Source organism: Nocardia sp. XZ_19_385 (assembly GCF_015355755.1).
GTDB lineage: Bacteria > Actinomycetota > Actinomycetes > Mycobacteriales > Mycobacteriaceae > Nocardia.
In genome coordinates this window covers 541853-560156 of the sequence record NZ_JACVEE010000001.1, presented here as the reverse complement: position 1 = coordinate 560156, position 18304 = coordinate 541853, and the positions used below count along the sequence as shown (strand labels likewise).

Annotated in this window: 15 protein-coding genes; 2 read left to right on the top strand and 13 right to left on the bottom strand. The window is 66.8% G+C overall.

Annotated features, from left to right (window positions below):
- Window positions 1-187: 187 nt before the first annotated feature.
- The 5 genes from IBX22_RS02465 to IBX22_RS02445 form a co-directional block, all read right to left on the bottom strand.
- Window positions 188-2041 carry a glycosyltransferase family 2 protein gene (locus tag IBX22_RS02465; protein ID WP_194813750.1) on the bottom strand — a complete coding sequence of 618 codons (1854 nt, stop codon included), beginning with the start codon at window positions 2039-2041 and terminating at the stop codon, window positions 188-190.
- A gap of 141 nt (window positions 2042-2182) precedes the next feature.
- Window positions 2183-4204: a CocE/NonD family hydrolase gene (locus tag IBX22_RS02460; RefSeq protein ID WP_194813749.1), complete on the bottom strand. Its 2022-nt coding sequence runs from the start codon at window positions 4202-4204 to the stop codon at window positions 2183-2185.
- Between the two features lie 187 nt (window positions 4205-4391).
- The gene (locus IBX22_RS02455) at window positions 4392-5609 is read right to left on the bottom strand and encodes a CdaR family transcriptional regulator (RefSeq protein ID WP_194813748.1); all 1218 of its coding nucleotides are present in this window, start codon (window positions 5607-5609) and stop codon (window positions 4392-4394) included.
- A 44-nt stretch (window positions 5610-5653) separates the two neighbouring features.
- Window positions 5654-7483 (bottom strand): long-chain fatty acid--CoA ligase, encoded by a 1830-nt coding sequence (locus tag IBX22_RS02450; RefSeq protein ID WP_194813747.1) that lies wholly within the window; start codon window positions 7481-7483, stop codon window positions 5654-5656.
- A gap of 159 nt (window positions 7484-7642) precedes the next feature.
- The gene (locus tag IBX22_RS02445) at window positions 7643-9214 is read right to left on the bottom strand and encodes a right-handed parallel beta-helix repeat-containing protein (protein WP_194813746.1); all 1572 of its coding nucleotides are present in this window, start codon (window positions 9212-9214) and stop codon (window positions 7643-7645) included.
- A gap of 282 nt (window positions 9215-9496) precedes the next feature.
- On the opposite strand from IBX22_RS02445, the gene glnA reads away from it, so the two are divergent.
- Window positions 9497-10930 (top strand): type I glutamate--ammonia ligase, encoded by a 1434-nt coding sequence (glnA, locus tag IBX22_RS02440; protein ID WP_194815523.1) that lies wholly within the window; start codon window positions 9497-9499, stop codon window positions 10928-10930.
- A gap of 4 nt (window positions 10931-10934) precedes the next feature.
- Here the strand turns inward: glnA and IBX22_RS37230 are convergent, their stop codons facing one another.
- From IBX22_RS37230 to IBX22_RS02405, 8 genes are all read right to left on the bottom strand, one after another.
- Window positions 10935-11198: a hypothetical protein gene (locus IBX22_RS37230; protein ID WP_309234568.1), complete on the bottom strand. Its 264-nt coding sequence runs from the start codon at window positions 11196-11198 to the stop codon at window positions 10935-10937.
- Window positions 11199-11212: 14 nt separating this feature from the next.
- A complete protein-coding gene (locus tag IBX22_RS37225; RefSeq protein ID WP_228538798.1) occupies window positions 11213-11614 on the bottom strand; it encodes a GNAT family N-acetyltransferase in 402 nt (133 codons plus the stop codon).
- Between the two features lie 4 nt (window positions 11615-11618).
- Window positions 11619-12401, bottom strand: a complete 783-nt coding sequence (locus IBX22_RS02430; RefSeq protein WP_194813745.1) for an aminoglycoside phosphotransferase family protein — start codon at window positions 12399-12401, stop codon at window positions 11619-11621.
- Between the two features lie 32 nt (window positions 12402-12433).
- Complete coding sequence (locus tag IBX22_RS02425) at window positions 12434-12751, bottom strand: hypothetical protein (RefSeq protein ID WP_194813744.1); 318 nt, start codon at window positions 12749-12751, stop codon at window positions 12434-12436.
- Window positions 12744-13061, bottom strand: coding sequence for a hypothetical protein (locus IBX22_RS02420; RefSeq protein WP_228538138.1), 318 nt, complete (start codon window positions 13059-13061; stop codon window positions 12744-12746). The genes IBX22_RS02425 and IBX22_RS02420 overlap by 8 nt, the downstream gene beginning before the upstream one ends.
- 55 nt (window positions 13062-13116) lie before the next feature.
- Complete coding sequence (locus tag IBX22_RS02415) at window positions 13117-14646, bottom strand: alkaline phosphatase family protein (protein ID WP_194813742.1); 1530 nt, start codon at window positions 14644-14646, stop codon at window positions 13117-13119.
- Between the two features lie 154 nt (window positions 14647-14800).
- Complete coding sequence (locus tag IBX22_RS02410) at window positions 14801-15241, bottom strand: hypothetical protein (protein ID WP_194813741.1); 441 nt, start codon at window positions 15239-15241, stop codon at window positions 14801-14803.
- A gap of 106 nt (window positions 15242-15347) precedes the next feature.
- Window positions 15348-16565 carry a DUF418 domain-containing protein gene (locus IBX22_RS02405; RefSeq protein WP_194813740.1) on the bottom strand — a complete coding sequence of 406 codons (1218 nt, stop codon included), beginning with the start codon at window positions 16563-16565 and terminating at the stop codon, window positions 15348-15350.
- Between the two features lie 172 nt (window positions 16566-16737).
- On the opposite strand from IBX22_RS02405, the gene dop reads away from it, so the two are divergent.
- Window positions 16738-18237, top strand: a complete 1500-nt coding sequence (gene dop / locus IBX22_RS02400; RefSeq protein WP_194813739.1) for a depupylase/deamidase Dop — start codon at window positions 16738-16740, stop codon at window positions 18235-18237.
- The last annotated feature ends 67 nt before the right edge of the window (window positions 18238-18304 follow it).

Sequence of the window (18304 nt, the reverse complement as noted above, 5' to 3'; positions counted from 1 at the left end):
GACGGCCGGCCGGGGGACCGGGGGCCGCCCCCCGGATTGTTGCTGCGAATCCAGGATCGGATCCATCGCTGAGACTATCGGGGCGGTCGGTGTGTGGTGCGGGTTTCGGTGAGCTGAGGGGGAATTCGCTAGTTACGCAAGAAGTCCCCGGCGGAAATCTGCCGGGATTTGTGCGATCCGACAGTGCTCAGCAGACCGGCACCGGTTCCGCGCGCCGGGCTCGATTGATGCCGACGGCCGCGAGGACGGCCGCGACGGGCGCTGCCAGAAGTTGACACCCGCGCAGGGCGAGGGCCGCTTCCAGAAGGATCAACATGCCGCTGTGATCGGTGAGAAAGGTGAGTGCCGCGGCGATGACGAGGCTGGTGCCGAGCGCCAATTCCGTTGTGGCGTACCGCAGCGCCCGCCAGCTGCCCCCATGACTGTGTGCGCGGAACTTGTCGGTGCGGCGCCAGGCGGTGTTACTGGTGCACAGCGCGCTGAAGTTGGCGGCGGCGATGGTGTAGGTAAGCGCGGCCGAGGCGAGGGTGCTGGCCAGCACCTGTGCCCAGCCCGCACCCGTGGCCTTGTGCAATGCGGTCCACCGCAGCATCGGCTGGAGTCCGGCCGCGATGCCGGCCGCCAGAATCGTGTTCGTGCCGATCGCCCACGGCTCGTGGTGCGCGATCATCGAGACGATCACAGCGACCAGCAACGGCGTGCCCAGGGCGATGCCGAGCGCGGTCGGCACATGCGCTGTGGCCCAATAGAGTTGCAGCATCCGCTGGGTGCCCGACAGGGCATTGGCACCCGACGATCGACCCGGGACGACCAGCCGCCAGTGCTGCTTGAAGGTCTGTACCGGACCATAAGTCCAGCGGAATCGTTGCTTGGTGTAGTCGGCGAACCGCTCCGGTATGAGCCCGTGCCCGTAGGTTCGTTGCACCAGCAGCGCGCGGTAGCCCGCGGCGTGCAGCCGCAGCCCCAGTTCGGAGTCCTCGGTCAGCGACCAGGGCGCCCAGCCGCCGATCTCGTACAGCGCGGACTTGCGCAGAATGCCCATCGTGCCCATCGGAAATCCGGCCTGCCGTTCGTACAAGCTGCGCATCACGGTCGGAAACGCGAACCGGTACTCCCAGAAGCACATCGCGAGGAAGCGCCGCTGCGTCCAGTCGCGGAAGTCGTAGCGCGACTGGACATATCCCAGTCGGGTGTCGCCGAAATGGCCGACCAGTTCGGCGAGGAAGTCCGGGCTCACGTGATAGTCCGCATCGACCAGCGCGATGAGCCCGGCGTCCGGGGAGGTTCGTTCCAGGGCGTAGTTCAGAGCGCCCGCTTTCGCGCCGGCCAGGCCCTCGACGTGGAAGAAGCGGAATCGGGGGCCGAGGCGCGCGCAGTGTGTTTCCACCGGTCGCCACAGCGCGGGGTCGCTGGTGTTGTTGTCGATGACGAGGACCTCGAAGTTGTCGTAGTCCAGGGCCGCGAGGCTGTCGAGGGTAGCGATGACGACATCCGGCGGTTCGCAATGACAGGGCACGTGTATCGATACGCGGGGTGCGGTGTGGGCCGGGCCCGGAACGCAGGGTTGATCGGGCGTGCGCCAACTGTCGCGATACAGCGCTTCGAGCCCGAGGAAGGTCCGCAGCAGCGCTGTCGGTCCACCCAGGACCAGGAGCAACGTGAACGACAGCAACAGCGCTCGGCTCATCGGGCTCAACGCTGGGTCGAGCGCGCGACCGGTGAGCCACAGGGCAGACACGAGGAAGATCAACGCCCCGTAGGCCACGACGGCTGCGCCGGGTGGATGGAGATAAGGGCACCGGCGCCGCAGTGCGATGACGACGCCGTACCCGCCGGCCATCGCTACGACCGCTGCCGGATTTCGCCAACATGCCGCGACCGATAGGGCTACCGAAACCAGCGGCACCCACTGATCGAAACGCCGCAGCGGCACGCGGAACTGACGCGCCATCACCATCGCCGAGCAGAGCAACAAGGCAACGGCATAGCCTCGGAATACCGCTTCGAGCAGCATTCCCAGCGCCGGGATAATTCTGTCCACGCGGGCTTCCTCATTCCATGAGGTGACGCCTGGAAGATCTCGGAGAACCCGTCGATGTTAGCTGATAAATAGCCATTGGGTTTCGCGTGCGGCCTGACCAGAAATCCCCCGGCGGAGTCCGCCGGGGGATTTGTCAGCAGGTCAGAAGGCCGAGGCCGGAGCCAGCGGCAGGACCAGACTGGAGGGCCTGGCCGCGTCGCGGTGGATCTGCTGCGAGGAGCCGAGCAGGCGCGGCAGGTCGCTCGGGATCGGAATCGTGGACGGGAATGTGCCGCTGGTGATGCGCAGGCGTAGCGAGTGGCCCGGCTCCAGGCGGTAGAAGGTGGGCCGGATCTTGATCTCCATCTTCACTACCTCACCGGGGACCAGCAGCTGCTCGGTGTCCTTGCGGACGACATGCTCCGGGCCGTAGATGGTGCCGTCCGGTCCGCGCCAGGTCTTGGACTCCTCCAGCGTGCGCTGGCTCGCCAATTGTGAACCGCCCGTGATGTTCACGGCCGTCCCGTCCGGTGCGACATCGTCGAGCCAGACCTGGAACGCGGCGTCGGTGCTGGTCGAGGACGCGTACAAGGTGACGCTGCCGGGGCCGGCCAGCATGGTCGGCTCGGTCACCGGATCCATCGTGTACTTGCGGCCCGCCACCGGCTCCTGGACCCATTCGGTGCACGGGTTGTAGGCGGTGAACAACCGGAACAGGAAGTCGAACAGGCCCGCGGCGTACTGGCCCAGCGACTGCCGGTTGCAGATGTTGTCGATTCCGGTGTAGTCCAAGCGATCCGAGGCGTCGGCGACGGTCGGCGGCTGGGCGACCAGACGGTCACCGTCGAAGTACCGCTGCTGGATCGCGGCCTGCTCGAACGGGTAGCGCGCCGTGGAGACCGCCACATTGTTCGGATCGATCACATGCAGGGTGTTGTCGAGTTCGTCGACGCCGTTCGGAATGTCCTTGAGGAACCGGTCGAACCAGGCGACGGTGATCATATTGGTGTCGATCCGCGACCCCGGCCCGAAGCCGAGCCCGACGTGGTACCACGGGCCCATCATCAGCTGGAACCGTCCATCGGTCGCCTGACCCGGCGCCATCGGCGCGAACTGATCGCGCCCGGCGGAGATGTTCTGCAGCTGCGAGTAGTTGCGGAACGGCCCCTCCTGGTACAGATCCCACAGCCCGCCGACCTGGTACATCGCGATGTCGTTCTCGACCAGCTTGTGCAGCTCGGTCTCGAATCGCCGTTCCTGCCAGAAGTTTCCGTCATAGGCGAGCGGCCCGCCCGCATACGCCTCCAGCAGCAGTTTGATGGTGCTGTCGGAGGACACCAGCGCCGCCAGATGATCGCCGAGCGCCTTCAGGAAGGTCTGCGGCGACACCACCGCCGTCATGAACGGTCCGATCAGGCTCAGGTACGGCACCATCACCGAGATGACAGTGAGCAGCAGCGGGCTCATCATGCCGTCGTGCCCGAGCACCTCGTTGAAGATGTTGTTGGGCATGGCCATCGGCACGATCGCCTTCAACGGCGAACCGGGACCGATGGATTCGGCGGTCCGCAGCGCCGACAGCGCCGGGAACGAATACCCGTACATGCCGACTTTGCCGTTGGAGCCGGGCAGCTTCGACGCCCAATCCACCAGCTGCGCGCCGTCGATGCCGTCCTGCTTGGAGGCCGGGTTCCAGGCGCCGGTGGAGCCGCCGGTGCCGCGCACGTCGGCGATGACCTCGATGTAGCCGCGGCGCACCAGCATGTCCTGGGCGCTGGTGGCCTGGTTGATGACTCGGCGCGCGTCCTTCAGATGATCGGGCAGCGGAATGTTCAGGGTGTCGACCACGCTGGTGACGGCGGCCGCCAGCGAGCTGGACAGCGCGCCGTAGGTGGTGAAGTTGACGACCACCGGGAACTCGCCGCCGGCGCGCTGACCCGTCGCCGGATCGGTCGGGTAGCGCACCTCGGTCTGCAGCTGGGTGCCGTCGGAGAGCGGGACGACATGGCCGAGTTCGTAGGCGATGCCGTACTTCTCCGGCGTCGCCTGGTAATCGGCGGGCAGCCCGAAGTTGGCGGGCGCGCTGGGCACCGGGCCCGCCGCGGGTACCGCGTGCGCGGGCACAGTCTGGGCGGTCAAGCCGATGGCGGTGATCGCGGCCACGATCACCGCGCGGGTCGTCATTCTCAACTACCTGAACCTCATCTGGGGAGTTGTCGAGGCCACGGCGAACGCGAACCCGCGCAGGTGACCTCATCGTCGCTGTACAGCACACCGCACAGTCGAGGGGTCGTACTACCACCAATTCGCAAGATGAACGGTAGATGCTTTGTGCTCTCGACCAAAGATCAAGGCCGCGACAGCGAGCGGACTAAGGCGCGAAGGACGCGGATTCCAGGCGGCGGGCCAGGCGGGCCGCCGACAACGTCATCGCGTCGGCGGGGCGATGCGGGTCGAGTCCGGTGAGTTCGTTGACCCGCGACAGCCGATAGGTGACCGTATTGCGGTGCACGTTCAGCTGACGCGCGGTGGCCAATTGATTGAACCCGCTGTCGACGAACACCTCGAGCGTTTCGGCGAGCATCGGCTGCGCGTCGAGCGGCGCCAGCACCGACGCCAGTCCGGGCCGCGCCGCGTCACTGACCGCCACCGTGTACTCGAACTGCAGATTTGTTCGGCGGCACAAGATCTCGCGCCGCGCCAGGCAGCGGCCGAGTTCGGCGAGCACGCGGGCCTCGGCGAACATCGTGGGGATCTCGGATCGAGTCCGGGCCGCGCCCACGCCGACCCAGTACGGCGGCGCCTGCCCGGGCTGTTGTGCGGGTAGTCGCGCGGTGAGCCCGGCCAGGGTGCTCGCACCGTTGTCGCCGGGTTGCAGCGGGATCAGCGCCGTCCACCCGCCCGCTTCCAAACGCAGGAACACCCCGGGGATCGCCTCGACCCGATGCCGCAGCGCCGAGGCCGGCCCGCCGTTGGTGCCGCACAACCGGAACACCGCGACCAGGAACGCGTCCGCCACCGGGATCACCGGATCGTTGGCCCATTCGACCGGGTCCTGCCCGGTTAATAGCGCGTCGGCGATACCGCGACGGCGTTCCAGCAGTTCCCAGCGCGGATCGTGCGAGCGCTGGGTGGCGGCCGTGGCGATCCGGGTGGTCACCAGCGTGACGTACTTCAGCAGCGTGAGCGACACATCCAGCAGCGCCTCGTGCTCGCCCGGCGCGGCCGACTCCCGCAATCGCTCCCACAGGAAGGTCGCGCCGAGCCGGTAGCGGTCGAGGACATCGGTGAGCGGCGTGCCGTCCCGCACCCGGCCCATCGCCAATTCGATCAGCTCGCGGGTTTCCTCCTCCGACGGCTCCGCGCCACCGCGCAGATAGTCGAAGAACAGGTCCACGTTGAGTTTGGTGCCGCGCGCGAAATCGGTCTCCACCAGCGACTGCGGCATCTGCGTGTATGGCGGCAGGGCGGAGTAGAAACCGTCCACCATCGACGCGGCTCTTCGATGGAGATCATCGAAGAGCTGCGTCGTGCGAGCCGCGCGCACCCGGTCGCCCCCGAGGCGGGGAGCCTCGCCAGTAGTGCTCATCTGGGCCTCCGGGTGCGCGATAGCGTCATTGCTGTCTCCCCAACTTACTTCGAGTAAAGATCCTCGATCGTAGCCGTGTAGCGAGCCGAGATCGGCTTCCGCTTCAATTTTCCGGTGGCGGTCAGGCAATCCCCGCCGTTCTCCCACACATCCGGAAGCACGATGTACTTCTTGACCTGCTCTACCCGGGAGAGTTTGCCGTTGGCCTCGGTGACACCCTGCTCGATCGCGGCCAGCACCTGCGGATCCTTGGCCAGCTCGGCGGTCGAGGCGGCGGCGATCCCGTTCCGCTGCGCGAACGCGGCGACCAAATCCGGATCCAGGCAGATCAGTGCCGTGTTGAACGGGCGCTGCTCGCCGATGCAGACGACGGTGCCCGCCAGCGGGGTCGAGGCGGCGATGGTGTTCTCGATATTGGACGGCGACATGTTCTTGCCGGCCGCGTTGATGATGAGTTCTTTCTTGCGGTCGATGATCGAGAGGTAGCCGTCGGCGTCGATGGTGCCGATGTCGCCGGTGTGCAACCAGCCGTCGCCGTCGACGGTCTCGGCGGTCTTGGCCGGGTCGTTGCGGTAGCCGCGCATCACCATCTTGCCGCGCACCAGCACCTCGCCGTCGTCGGCGAGCTTGATCTCCGCACCGGGCAGCGGGGTCCCGACGGTGCCGATCTTGACCCGATCCGGGCCGTTGAGCGTGGCGCCCGCGGTGCACTCGGTCATGCCGTACCCCTCACACAACGGCAGGCCGAGGCCGAGGAAGAACTCGTGGACCTCCGGCGGGATGGCCACCGAACCGGTGACCGCGACGCGCACCTTGTCCAGGCCGAGCTTCTCCCGAATGGGTAGCAGGACAAGCTTTTCCGCGAGCCGGTACTGGAACTGATCGACGGCGCCGAGGGTGCGGGCGTCGGACGCCGCGCGGGCGCGGGCCCGGCCCACCCCGACGGCCCAGTTGATCAGGCGGCGCTTGAGCGGCTTCTCGTTGGCGAAGCGTTCCTCCAGTGCGCCTTTGACTTTCACCCACACCCGGGGCACGCCGAGGAACACCGTGGGATGCACCTCGGTCAGCGCGGCCGCGACCTGCTTGAAGTCGGGCACGGTGGTGATCTGGCCGCCCTCGAGCATCGTCAGGTAGTGCGCGAACCAGCGGTTGGCGGCGTGCGCGTCGGGCAGGTAGGAGATCACCCGGTCATCCAGGCCACCGCCGCCGAATTGCTCGATGATGCGGGCATTTTCGATGAAGTTGGTGTGGGTGAGCTCCACGCCCTTGGGTGGGCCGGTGGTGCCGGAGGTGTAGACGATGGTGAGCAGGCCCTCGGGATCCACGGCCTGCCAGGTGGCCTCGAAGTCGAAGTCCGCCTTGGGGTTCGCTTCCACCTCGGCCAGCGACAGTGTGCCGTCGATGGCTTCGTCGACGCAGAGGACGTGCTCGACCTTCGCGCCCTGTTCTGCCGCCTTCGCCACGGCCTCCAAAATCTGTGGTGCGAACTGCTTTTCGCAGATCACGACCTTGTTGCCGGCATTGCCGAACTGGTAGGCCAGCAGATCCACCGGGTTGGTGTTGTACACCGAGAACGGTGTCGCACCCGTGTGCAGGACGCCGGTATCGCAGAGATGGAACTCGGGCCGGTTGGTCATCATCAGCGCCACCGTGTCACCCGGCTCGACACCCAGCCCGGCCAGTCCCGCCGCGATCGCGCGGACCCGATCCCCGTACTCCCGCCACGTCAGCGACTGCGCCCCACCCATGGTGCGCAGGGCCACCGCGTCGCCGTACTTCGCCACGTTCGCCTGGAAGGCGGCGCACAACGTGTCCGGACGGGCCTTGCCCGCCGGGACTGTCGATGAAACCAAAACCCGAACCTGTCTACTCATCGTGGTCGAGGACACACCGTTGCCTGTGCAAACGGTGCTGACCTCAGCGTCTCTTTAAGGAGAGCGCACGGACCCGGCCCTCGGCTAGCGGCAAACGCGAAGACTGTGTGCCGCGTGTTTGTGCACTTGACCAAGTTCGCCTGCAATTCCGGCTCACGGCTATCCGCAGGACAGTCCGGTGCCCACGTTGACCGGCAGTGGTGACCGGGCGAGCGCCTCGCTCGCGGTGGGGCTGAGGCAGTTGCGGCCGCCGGTGAAATCGAGCACCGACCCGGGACCCAGGGCGCCGCCGGACTGGCCGAGGGCGATCTCTCCGGCGACGCGGGTGCGTTCCAGTTGGCCGGTCAGTGTGAGGTCACCGACGGCGCGCACGTGCAGGTCGGCGACGGTGGCGCCGGAGATCGTGGTGTCGGAGACGGCGAAGGTCATGAGGTGGCGTGCGGGGTTCGGGCCGGCGGGGGAGTAGGCGTAGACGCCGAGACCGTCGGCGCTGCACTGGCTCAGGTGAGCGTTGCGCAGGGTCAGCGCGGTGTGGTTGTCGCGGCCGAAACTGGCCGAGAACAAACAGGTTCCGAGGTTGCCGGGAACGATCGGGTTGAGCACCTCGCCCGGGAAACTGGAGCCGGAGGCGATGAGGCCGTCGATGGTCATGACCTGGCGGGCGCCCTCGTTGCTGAGGTTCAGGTTCTGCACGATATCGCCCGGCACGTCCCGGAATTCGCTGTTGGTCAGGGTGACCTCGCTGTCGGGCGTGCCGTTGCTGGTGACGAATTCGATGCCGTTGGCGGAGAAGTGGCCGCCGCCATGCTCGTAGCGGTTGCGGTCGATGGTGATTCGCATGCGCGCGCGTTCGGCGGCATTGATGAACAGGCCCTCGCTGTCGGCGACGGCGTTCTTCGGATCATTGGCGGGCAATGCGATTCGGCGCTGGGTGTTGCCGCGCAGGGTAGCTGTCAAGGCGGAGGTGCCGGTGCTCTGCATGCCCACCGCGAGGACCGAGAACTTGGTCAGGCCCTCGTTGATGTCCTCGGTGAGGTTGTCGGTCAGGGTGGCGGTCACCTGCGCGGTGCCGCTGGTGCGGACATCGATGCCGTCGCCACAGGCGGTGTCGCGCACCGTGTTCCGGTCGATGGACAGGGTGCTGGCGCCGGAATCGGAGTCGACCATGATGCCCGCGTAGCCGTTGGTCAGCGAGATCAGATTCGGGGCCGCGGGCAGGGACATGCCGAACGGGACGCCGAGCATGGGCGGGAACGGCTGGACGACGAAGCCGGTCTGGCAGCCGCGGTTCGTGTCGGTGATCGTATTTCCGCTGATCACTACCGATCCCACGTTGCGGCCGTAGATTCCGGCGCGTTGCGCGCCCGCGACGATGATGTCGCGGACCTCGGTGCCGGGCGCCAGCCGTACAGCGTCACCGTCGTGGGCCGCGGTCGTATTCGTCAGCGCGCCGCCGCGGCCGAGGAGTTTCTGGCCGGTTTTGAGCGCGATACCGCCGTCCAGTGGCGTGGACGCGGGCAGCACGACGATGCTGTCACCGTCTCCGGATGCGGCCGAGACCGCGGCAAGCGTATTGAAAGGCGCTGCCTCCGAACCATTTCCGTCCGCCGCCGCGTTCGCGCCGACATACCAGGTGCGGCCCGGGTCGGCCGCGGCGAACCCGGGCAGGACGCCCGCGGTGACCGCGCAACACAGGACACCCACCGCGAGACGCAGCGGAGACGAATTCATATCGAGCCTTTCGGAATTGGCACACCCCCGACCTCGGGCGGCCGTGTGGTTCAGCTCACCGCACCACCGTTGGCGGCGGTATCGGCAGAATGCCGAACCCGGCCGTCGATCTTTGTGCGGCGCGCCGATTCCCGCTCCGATCGCGATGCATAAGTCGTATGGTGAGATCGGCGAGCAGCACCTGCCGTGACCCGCAACGCCGCGGTCCGGTCGCATGGGACGGTCGCCTCGCCGATCCGCGGATACCCATGAGCCGCGAGAGCGAGGAGCGAAGCCGTGTCGATTGCCCACAGCACCGAAGGAATCCTGGACTTCATCCGCGAGGAGAACGTCGAATACATCGACATCCGATTCTGTGATGTTCCCGGTGTGCAACAACACTTCTCGGTCCCGGCCGTCATGTTCGGCGACGACCTGGTGCAGAACGGTCTCGCCTTCGACGGTTCGTCGGTGCGCGGGTTCCAGTCCATCCACGAATCCGACATGCTGCTGCTGCCGGATCTGCGCACCGCCCGGCTGGATCCGTTCCGGGGCGCGAAAACGCTGAACATGAACTGTTTCGTGCACGACCCGCACACCCTCGAGGCCTACAGCCGGGACCCGCGCAATGTCGCCCGCAAAGCCGAGGAGTACCTGCGCAGCACCAGTATCGCCGACACCGCCTACTTCGGGCCCGAGGCCGAGTTCTACATTTTCGACTCCGTCCGCTACAGCACCTCGATGAACCGCGCTTTCTACGAAGTGGATTCGGCGTCGGCCTCGTGGAACACCGGCGAGAAATTCAATCCCGACGGGACGTTGAACCGCGGCTACAAAGTCCGGCCCAAGGGCGGCTATTTCCCAGTCGCGCCCTACGACCACGATGTCGACCTACGCGACGAGATGTGCACCAAACTGCAGGCCGCGGGACTGGAACTGGAGAAGGGCCACCACGAGGTCGGTACCGCCGGGCAGGCCGAAATCAACTACAAATACAACACTTTGCTCGCCGCGGCCGACGACCTGCAGCTCTACAAGTACATCATCAAGAACACCGCCTGGAACTCGGGCAAGACGGTCACCTTCATGCCGAAACCGCTGTTCGGTGACAACGGCTCCGGCATGCACGTGCACCAATCTCTCTGGAAGGACGGCGAACCCCTCTTCCACGACGAATCCGGCTATGCCGGGCTTTCCGACCTCGCCCGCCATTACATCGGCGGCCTGCTCCTGCACGCCCCGTCCCTGCTGGCGTTCACCAACCCGACCGTGAACTCCTACAAACGCCTGGTCCCCGGCTATGAAGCCCCGGTCAATCTGGTCTACAGCCAGCGCAACCGGTCCGCCGCCGTCCGTATCCCCGTCACCGGCAGCAACCGCTTCGCCAAACGCCTCGAATTCCGCTGCCCCGACTCCTCCGGCAACCCCTACCTCGCCTTCGCCGCCATGATGATGGCCGGCCTGGACGGCATCAAGAACAAGATCGAACCCGCCACCCCGATCGACAAAGACCTCTACGAACTCACCCCCGAAGAATCCGCCGAGGTCAACCGAACCCCGGCCAGCCTCGAAATAGTCATCGACCGTCTCGAAGCCGACCACGACTACCTCACCGAAGGCAACGTCTTCACCGACGACCTCATCGAAACCTGGATCCGCCTCAAGCGCGACACCGAGATCGCCGAAATCAACGTCCGCCCCCATCCTTACGAATTCGATCTGTACTTCGACGTGTAGGCGCTCAGCCGAGTTCGAGGGTTGTGGTGCCGAAGATTCGGGCCACGCGGTGCGGGCGGACCGGCCCGGTGTACATCCTGGCGGTTTCGAAACTCGGCTTCAGGCCGGCTTCTTCGACCAGCTGGACGGCGGAGTCGTTGCACAGCGGGACATCCACCGCCAGTGGGCCGTCCGCCACCGCGGCCAGCGCTGCCAGGAGTTGGCGGGCGTCGGCGGCGGTGTCGGCGAACAGGGGGCCGATGCGCATCGAATGCCTTGCGGGGCGAATGGTTCCGTATCCCGTCAGGCGGCCGTCGACGATGCGCAGGACAGTTCGAAGCCGCTGCGCCGGTAGTTGGCCTGCTGGTCGGGTACGCCGTCGAGGCCCACGACGCGGGTGCCCGCATGCGCGAGCCCGGCTGTCCAGGTGGCGATGCCGAGGCCGTATCCGCGCAGCTCGGGGCGCACCAGATAAAAACCCAGAAATGCGTAGTGCGCACCGTAATTCACGACCGATACCGCCGTGGCGGGCTCGCCATCCAGCTTCCCGAGGAAGAATCCGTCCGGATCCTGGGTGAAGAAGGTGGTCGCGTCGCCCTCGCCCGGATTCCAGCCCTCCCGGTCGGCCCATTCGACGACAATCGCCCAGTCGTCGCGGGTGGCAGGAGCGATTACGAGTGCGTCAGGGCGCACGGCATCCGGCATGCGTTCACCGTAGAGGTATCTCGCCGGAACCTTTCAGCCTTTCGAGCACACCGGCCAAACCGCTTTGCTGGACAGCGATATCGCCGATATCCGCGCCGTAGGTCACCTCGTGCCAGGGCCCCAGCTGGTGCCAGACCAGTGCTCGCCGACGCAGCTCGCCGGTGACTCCGTAGGCGGCGGCGACAGCGTGGGCAAATGCCTTCGGCGCGCCGTGCAGCGCCCAGGCCAAGTCGATCGCGGCATCGCCGACGTGGGCGTCCCCGAAGTCGATCACCCCGGAGACCCGCCCGCCGTCTACCAGCACATGCTCAGGGCCGAGGTCGCCATGAACGACCGTATCGGCCGGGAACTCCCGTAGTGCCTCGAGGATTGTCAGCGCCGAATCCTGTTGCGAGACAGGAATCAACGGCACAACCTGAGCTTTGAATCGGCTGATCTCCGCAACCCAGCTGCTCTCGGTTTCCGCCGTCGGCGGCAACCCCTGCCGAACCGCTTCGGCGACGGAACTGTCGTGCAGTGCGCGCAGAAATTTCCCGACCGCCACACCATCTTCGGCACTCGGAGACTCGAGCGGCTCACCAGACACGAGCGCATGCCGCACGACCAGCGGTTCGTCCGAGACTACCGAGGGGACCGGCACCGGCAGCGGCAACAACGGTGCCAGCCAAGGCATCAACCGAGTCTCCCGCCGAAGCTGCTCGGCAACCTCCGGCCGCCGCGGCCGTCGATCAACCCAGCGCCCATCAACCAGCGTGGCGAAGCTGTCCCACCCTTGCGAGAACTCCATGGCCCCACGGTAAAGCAGGGCTCCTGGAGCGATCAGGCGGTGCGGCTGAGCTCGGTCACGATTCGAGCCAGATCCGACCACATCACCGGACGGTCATGATGCTCTGTCTGGGCGAGGTCGCGTTCGATCAGGGATCGGATGTAGGCACTCTGGCTCAGGCCGAGGCGCAACGCGCGGGCCTTGCACCGACTGTCGAGATCATTGGGCAGTTTGACCGAGCGCGGGACCAGATCGCGCCCCGTGTCCTGTCCGGTCACCACGGGCACCGCGACTGCTTCATCGTCCCGGTAGGTGAGCCGGTCCATGATCGCCTTCATGTCCTCGGCACTGGTGGGAAAAGGTTCAGTCATCGTGGGTCGCCTCCCATTTCTCGAATTCGGTGACCTGTTCGGGTTGCAGGTGTCCGGCGCCGCAGATGTACAGATCCGGACCCATGGCGCGAGCCAGGACCGCCAAGGGCGCGCCACTGCCGGTGCGACCCCACAACACGACGTATCGGATCCCCGTCGCCCTGTCGTCGGCGGGCCGGAGCCACACCGGCCGCTCCCCGGCGAGCCAGGCGTTCACCAGGTCGAACACATCGTCGGAATCGACTCCGGCACGGGCGAGGATCTGACCCAGCGCGAAATACCATTCGATACCCACAACCCAGACTACCACGAGACTACCGCAGGTCAGGTTGCCATTTTTCAGCAGTCGACGACGACGCCGCGGCTCACCTCGACCACGTTATGTCGGCCGTGGTTCCGGAGGCAGCGATCACCGGGGCGTCGACGGCCCAGTACCAGTCGTTGTTGCCGCCGGTCAGTTCCCATGCCACCCGCATGGTGCGTGCGCCGGTGGGGACGGCGACCTCGAGGTGCTCCGGCCTGGCGGTCACGTCCCCGGTGTAGGTGCGTACCGAACGGGCCGGTCCGTCATCGAAAGAGACTGTCACCGTGGCGGTTTCGGCCCCGTGCTTGCGGTAGTGGGAGACGAAGGCGATGGTGGCGGTGGCGTTCCCGGCGACCGGCACGGGCGGTGACACCAGGCGCGAGTTGAAGCGGCCGCTGAAGATCTTGTCGGCCCACTCGTCGGAATCGGCGACCGCGAACACCCCGCGCGACCGCACATTCGATTCCCGGGACTGACCGCGCTGGGTGGCGGTCCAGAACTCGTCGGTGGTGAACGACCAGCCCTGCCACTCGGTGACCCCGCCACCGCGCATCCCGGCATTGTCGACGCTCCAGCCCGCGGGCGCGACGTGGGTCCAACCATGCAGGGCGGCAGCGATATCGGGCTCGTCGACGCGGGTCCGCAGACCGGTCGCGACGGTGTCGAACGGGTCGTTCAGGGGCTCGGTGACGGGCACACCGTCCAGGCCGGGCCGCGCGATGCCGAGGAAGTCCAGCGCCGTGGCCGCGACGTCGACAAGCCGCGGTTCGATGGCCGGTCTACCGGGTGTGATGCCTGCGCCCGCGGCGATGATGAACGACTGGCGTTCGGCCCGGGAATTGCCGCCGTGCCCACCGGCCGGCGTGTGGCCGTGGTCGGTGGTCACCAGGAACAGCCACTCCTCGGAGGCGAAGTCCGGCCGCCGCTGGATCGCGTCGATGATCTGCCCGATCTGCTGGTCGACCGCCTCGATCGCGGGTCGGTAGCAGGCGCCCGCGGTGCCGCAGGTGTGCCCGGACTCGTCGACATTGCCGAGGTAGACGAACGATGCGGCCGGGCCGTGCGCGGGAATCCAGGCCGCGGCGTCCGCGGCGATCTTGCGGTCGTTGACCCGATAGTCGTCCTCCAGTACCAGCTTCCGATCGATGGTGTCCCCGAGAATGAAGTCGTCGATCGCCTTCCAGTCCATCGCCGCATAGGTTTTCGCGCCCGGAACGGCAGCCTCGACTCGGCTCAGAACATCCGGATACGGCCCGAGATCATGTCCGGCGAAATCGTTCCCGAGCACCCGGTGTTTGTCCGGCCAGACCCCGGTGAGGACGGTGGACCACCCGGGCCCGCTCACCGTCGGCGCGAACGGCGGTGCGTAGAGCCAACTCTGCGAGCTGTAACCGGCCGCTATCAGTCCATCGAGGGTGGGCGTATCGGCCGGCGGTATCGAATCCCAGGACAATCCGTCGACCCCGAAGAGCGCAACATGCCGACTGGCGGTCTGAGCTTGCGCGGTGACCGGCGTCAGCGTCGCCGCCAGCAACGCGAGCACGAACGCGGCCAACGGGAGGATGCGGTAGCGCCGGTCGCAACGAGGCATGCACCTCGTTGTACCGAGGCGAGGTGGAGGCGCTGTGAATTCGGCCGGGCCGCCGCCCGTCTCGCCGGTGAAATTGCCCCAAACCCCCACGAGTTCGCAACCCACACGCCGTTGTACGGGCAACCGGCAGTGCTGTTGCAGGGCTTTCCGGTAATCAGCGAACTCGCAGGAGCAGGGCTTCCGGATCGAGGTCTTCGTTCTCGACGCGGAAGGCATTGCGGAACAACTGCTGGTTGCGGTCGTTGCGGCGGGGGATGGTGCCGGACTCGGGGTTGATCCGGCAGGTGGCGGCGCAGCGCAGCCAGTCGCGAGTGCAGGCGGCGTCCTGGAAGCGCGGGAAATGGAACTTGGGGCCCATGGCCCAGCCCATGGACAGCAACCCGAGTTGCGCGTCGGCCGGCCAGGAGTTGAAGGCGGCGAAGGGCATGATGACCGAGCCACTGTGGTGGCGCACCATCCGGCCGCGCAAAAGTGTTTCCAGTTCCTGCAATTGGCGGAATATGGCGGCAGTCTCGTCCGGGCTGGGGGCAAGCGTTCCGCGTGCTCGCAAAGGCGCGTTGAACGGAAGCCAGACCTCGCGGACCGAGGCTTTCATGCAATCTCCTTGTGGACTAGATGTTTCCATCGTGCCGCCCACACCTGCGAAAAACACGAGTAGCGCACTACTCGTGTTTCGCACCGAGATCAGGTGATCGCGGGTTTCAGCGCTCCCTGGCGAGGAAGCGATAGCTGTTGTGCCACAACCACTCCACCGGACCGCGCTCGAAGCGACGCAACCACAGGTGGGCCGCGGTGATGATGATCAGCGATACCAGCAGGTACATGCCGATGGTGAACGGCACGTAGGCGCCGGGGGAGACCCGGGCGGCGAGCCCGAAACCCCAGCCGTAGCAGAACACCGAGGCCACCAGGTTCTGCAGGATGTAGCAGCTGAGCGCGGTCCGCCCGACCTCGGTGAGCCGCCGGCCCGCGAACCCGACCCGCGGCCGCCGCACATAGAACTCGGCGACCAGCGCCAGCAAGCCGAAGGCCACGAACGGCGCGGTGCCGTATCGGGTGAACACCACGATGTCGCCGCCCACCGCGATCCCGGCCGCCAGGTCGATCGGCGCGGCGATCGCACCGATGATCATGAGCCGCTTACGGATTCGCGCACCCTCCGCAGTGAACAAACCCGCCCGGAACAGTCGTGCGCCCGCCAGGAACAACGCCACCGACATGGCGAATACGAAGATCGCCTCGATCCGGAACCCGCCCGCGTTCTCCAGCCGGAACAGCACCAGATCCCAGAACGACCCGTCCGCGTACGGATTCGGGTCCAGCGGCTTGCGCGGGGCCGAGTCCTGCTGCGGCGCGAAGGCGATAACCAGCCCGATCAAAGTGAGCATCACGGTGTGCACACTCGCCGCGATGATCAGCCAACGGCGTTGCGCCCGTTCACTTGTCGCGAGCACATAGGCGACCACGAGACCGGTCGCGGCATACCCCATCAGCACGTCGAACTCGGCGACGAGCACGAAGTTCAGTACACCGTCGAGGAATAGCAGTCCAGCCCGCAACGGATACTTACCCGGCCAGCGCCGCCCGCCGCGCACCGCGGACCGCTGCTGGATGGCCAGCCCGATGCCGAACATGATCGTCAGCAACCCCAGGAACTTGCCCTGCGCCACCTGCTGCAGCGCCCGCTCGGCCCACATCCAGCCGTTGTCCGCGGACGCGCCGAGTTCGCTGACGTAACCGAGCAGCCCCTCCGGATTGGTGAGAATCCAGATATTGGTACCGAGGGTGCCCAGAATCGCGATGCCGCGCAGCACGTCCAGCGCGACCAGCCGGGACGGTCGGGCGGCAACCACCGGCTCTTCGGGTTTGTGATGCCGCCCGGTGAGCTCCGCGGGCGGATCGACTGTCGATTCGGTCATACACCGACTATCAGCCCCGCCCCCGAGCCGAAGGATCCTCCGGAAGTACCACCCCCGGGATGACTTCGGGTCCGCCGCTCGACGGACCGAACATCCCCTGCCGGAATGGGATCGGGCGCGCCGCAGCCCGGGTGCGGAGGGCTCGGGTGCGGGCGTCGCCTAGGCTCGAGGTATGCAGCGCATTATCGGTATCGAGGTCGAATACGGCATCTCCACTCCCACCGAGCCGTCGGCGAACCCGATTCTTACCTCCACGCAAGCGGTTCTCGCCTACGCCGCCGCCGAGGGTGTGCCGCGCGCCAAGCGGACCCGCTGGGATTACGAGGTGGAGTCGCCGCTGCGGGACGCGCGCGGATTCGACCTGTCCCGGATGAACGGCCCGGCCCCGGTGATCGACGCCGACGAGGTCGGGGCCGCCAACATGATCCTCACCAATGGCGCGCGGCTGTACGTCGACCACGCGCACCCGGAGTACTCCGCGCCCGAGGTCACCGACGCGCTCGATGCGGTCATTTGGGACAAAGCGGGCGAACGGGTCATGGAAGCCGCCGCGCGGCACGCCTCCAGCGTGCCCGGCGCCCCGCGCCTGCAGCTGTACAAGAACAACGTCGACGGCAAGGGCGCCTCCTACGGCACCCACGAGAACTACCTGATGAGCCGCGACACCCCGTTCAACCAGATCATCGTCGGGCTGACCCCGTTCTTCGTCTCCCGTCAGGTCATCTGTGGCTCCGGCCGCGTCGGCATCGGCCAGTCCGGCGATCACGCCGGATTCCAGCTCTCCCAGCGCGCCGACTACATCGAGGTCGAGGTCGGCCTGGAGACCACGCTCAAGCGCGGCATCATCAACACCCGCGACGAACCGCACGCCGACGCCGACAAGTACCGCCGCCTGCACGTCATCATCGGTGACGCCAACCTGGCCGAGATGTCGACCTACCTCAAGGTCGGCACCACCGCCCTGGTGCTGGACCTCATCGAGGCCGGCGAGGACCTCTCGGATCTGCAGCTGGCCCGCCCGGTCACCGCCGTGCACCAGATCAGCCACGACCCCACGCTGCGCGCCACCGTCGCCTTGGCCGACGGCCGCGAACTGACCGGCCTGGCGCTGCAGCGGCTCTACCACGAGCGGGCGGCGAAGTTCATGGACCGCGAAGGCGTCGACGACCCGCGCGCCCGCGACATCCTGGACAACTGGGCCATGGTGCTGGACCTGCTGGAACGCGACCCGATGGAGACCGCCGACCTGCTCGACTGGACCGCCAAGTTGCGCCTGCTCGAGGGCTACCGGCAGCGTGAGGGCCTGGCCTGGTCCGCCCCGAAACTGCACATGATCGACCTGCAGTACTCGGACGTGCGCCTGGACAAGGGCCTCTACAACCGCCTGGTCGCGCGCGGTTCGATGAAGCGACTGGTCACCGAGCAGCAGGTGCTCGACGCGATGACGAACGCGCCGACCGACACCCGCGCCTACTTCCGCGGCGAGTGCCTGCGCCGCTTCGGCGCCGACATCGCGGCCGCCAGTTGGGATTCGGTGATCTTCGACCTCGGCGGCGATTCGCTGGTGCGGATCCCGACGCTGGAACCGCGCCGCGGCACCAAGGCACATGTGGGCAAACTGCTCGATGGAGTGAACTCCGCGGCCGATTTGGTGGAACAGCTGACTACATAACCGAACACAAGCGGACGGCGAATTGAACACAGATACGCCATCCCGCCGGTGTTGCTGGGTAGGGTTG

What these genes read in the sequence shown, in the direction of transcription:
- dop (WP_194813739.1), top strand. Translation starts at nt 16,738, where the DNA reads ATGCAGCGCATTATCGGTATCGAGGTCGAATACGGCATCTCCACTCCC.
- IBX22_RS02460 (WP_194813749.1), bottom strand. Translation starts at nt 4,204, where the DNA reads ATGACGACCCGCGCGGTGATCGTGGCCGCGATCACCGCCATCGGCTTG.
- IBX22_RS02445 (WP_194813746.1), bottom strand. Translation starts at nt 9,214, where the DNA reads ATGAATTCGTCTCCGCTGCGTCTCGCGGTGGGTGTCCTGTGTTGCGCG.
- IBX22_RS37225 (WP_228538798.1), bottom strand. Translation starts at nt 11,614, where the DNA reads ATGCCGGATGCCGTGCGCCCTGACGCACTCGTAATCGCTCCTGCCACC.
- IBX22_RS02450 (WP_194813747.1), bottom strand. Translation starts at nt 7,483, where the DNA reads ATGAGTAGACAGGTTCGGGTTTTGGTTTCATCGACAGTCCCGGCGGGC.
- IBX22_RS02430 (WP_194813745.1), bottom strand. Translation starts at nt 12,401, where the DNA reads ATGGAGTTCTCGCAAGGGTGGGACAGCTTCGCCACGCTGGTTGATGGG.
- IBX22_RS02455 (WP_194813748.1), bottom strand. Translation starts at nt 5,609, where the DNA reads ATGAGCACTACTGGCGAGGCTCCCCGCCTCGGGGGCGACCGGGTGCGC.
- IBX22_RS02405 (WP_194813740.1), bottom strand. Translation starts at nt 16,565, where the DNA reads ATGACCGAATCGACAGTCGATCCGCCCGCGGAGCTCACCGGGCGGCAT.
- IBX22_RS02425 (WP_194813744.1), bottom strand. Translation starts at nt 12,751, where the DNA reads ATGACTGAACCTTTTCCCACCAGTGCCGAGGACATGAAGGCGATCATG.
- IBX22_RS02410 (WP_194813741.1), bottom strand. Translation starts at nt 15,241, where the DNA reads ATGAAAGCCTCGGTCCGCGAGGTCTGGCTTCCGTTCAACGCGCCTTTG.
- IBX22_RS02415 (WP_194813742.1), bottom strand. Translation starts at nt 14,646, where the DNA reads ATGCCTCGTTGCGACCGGCGCTACCGCATCCTCCCGTTGGCCGCGTTC.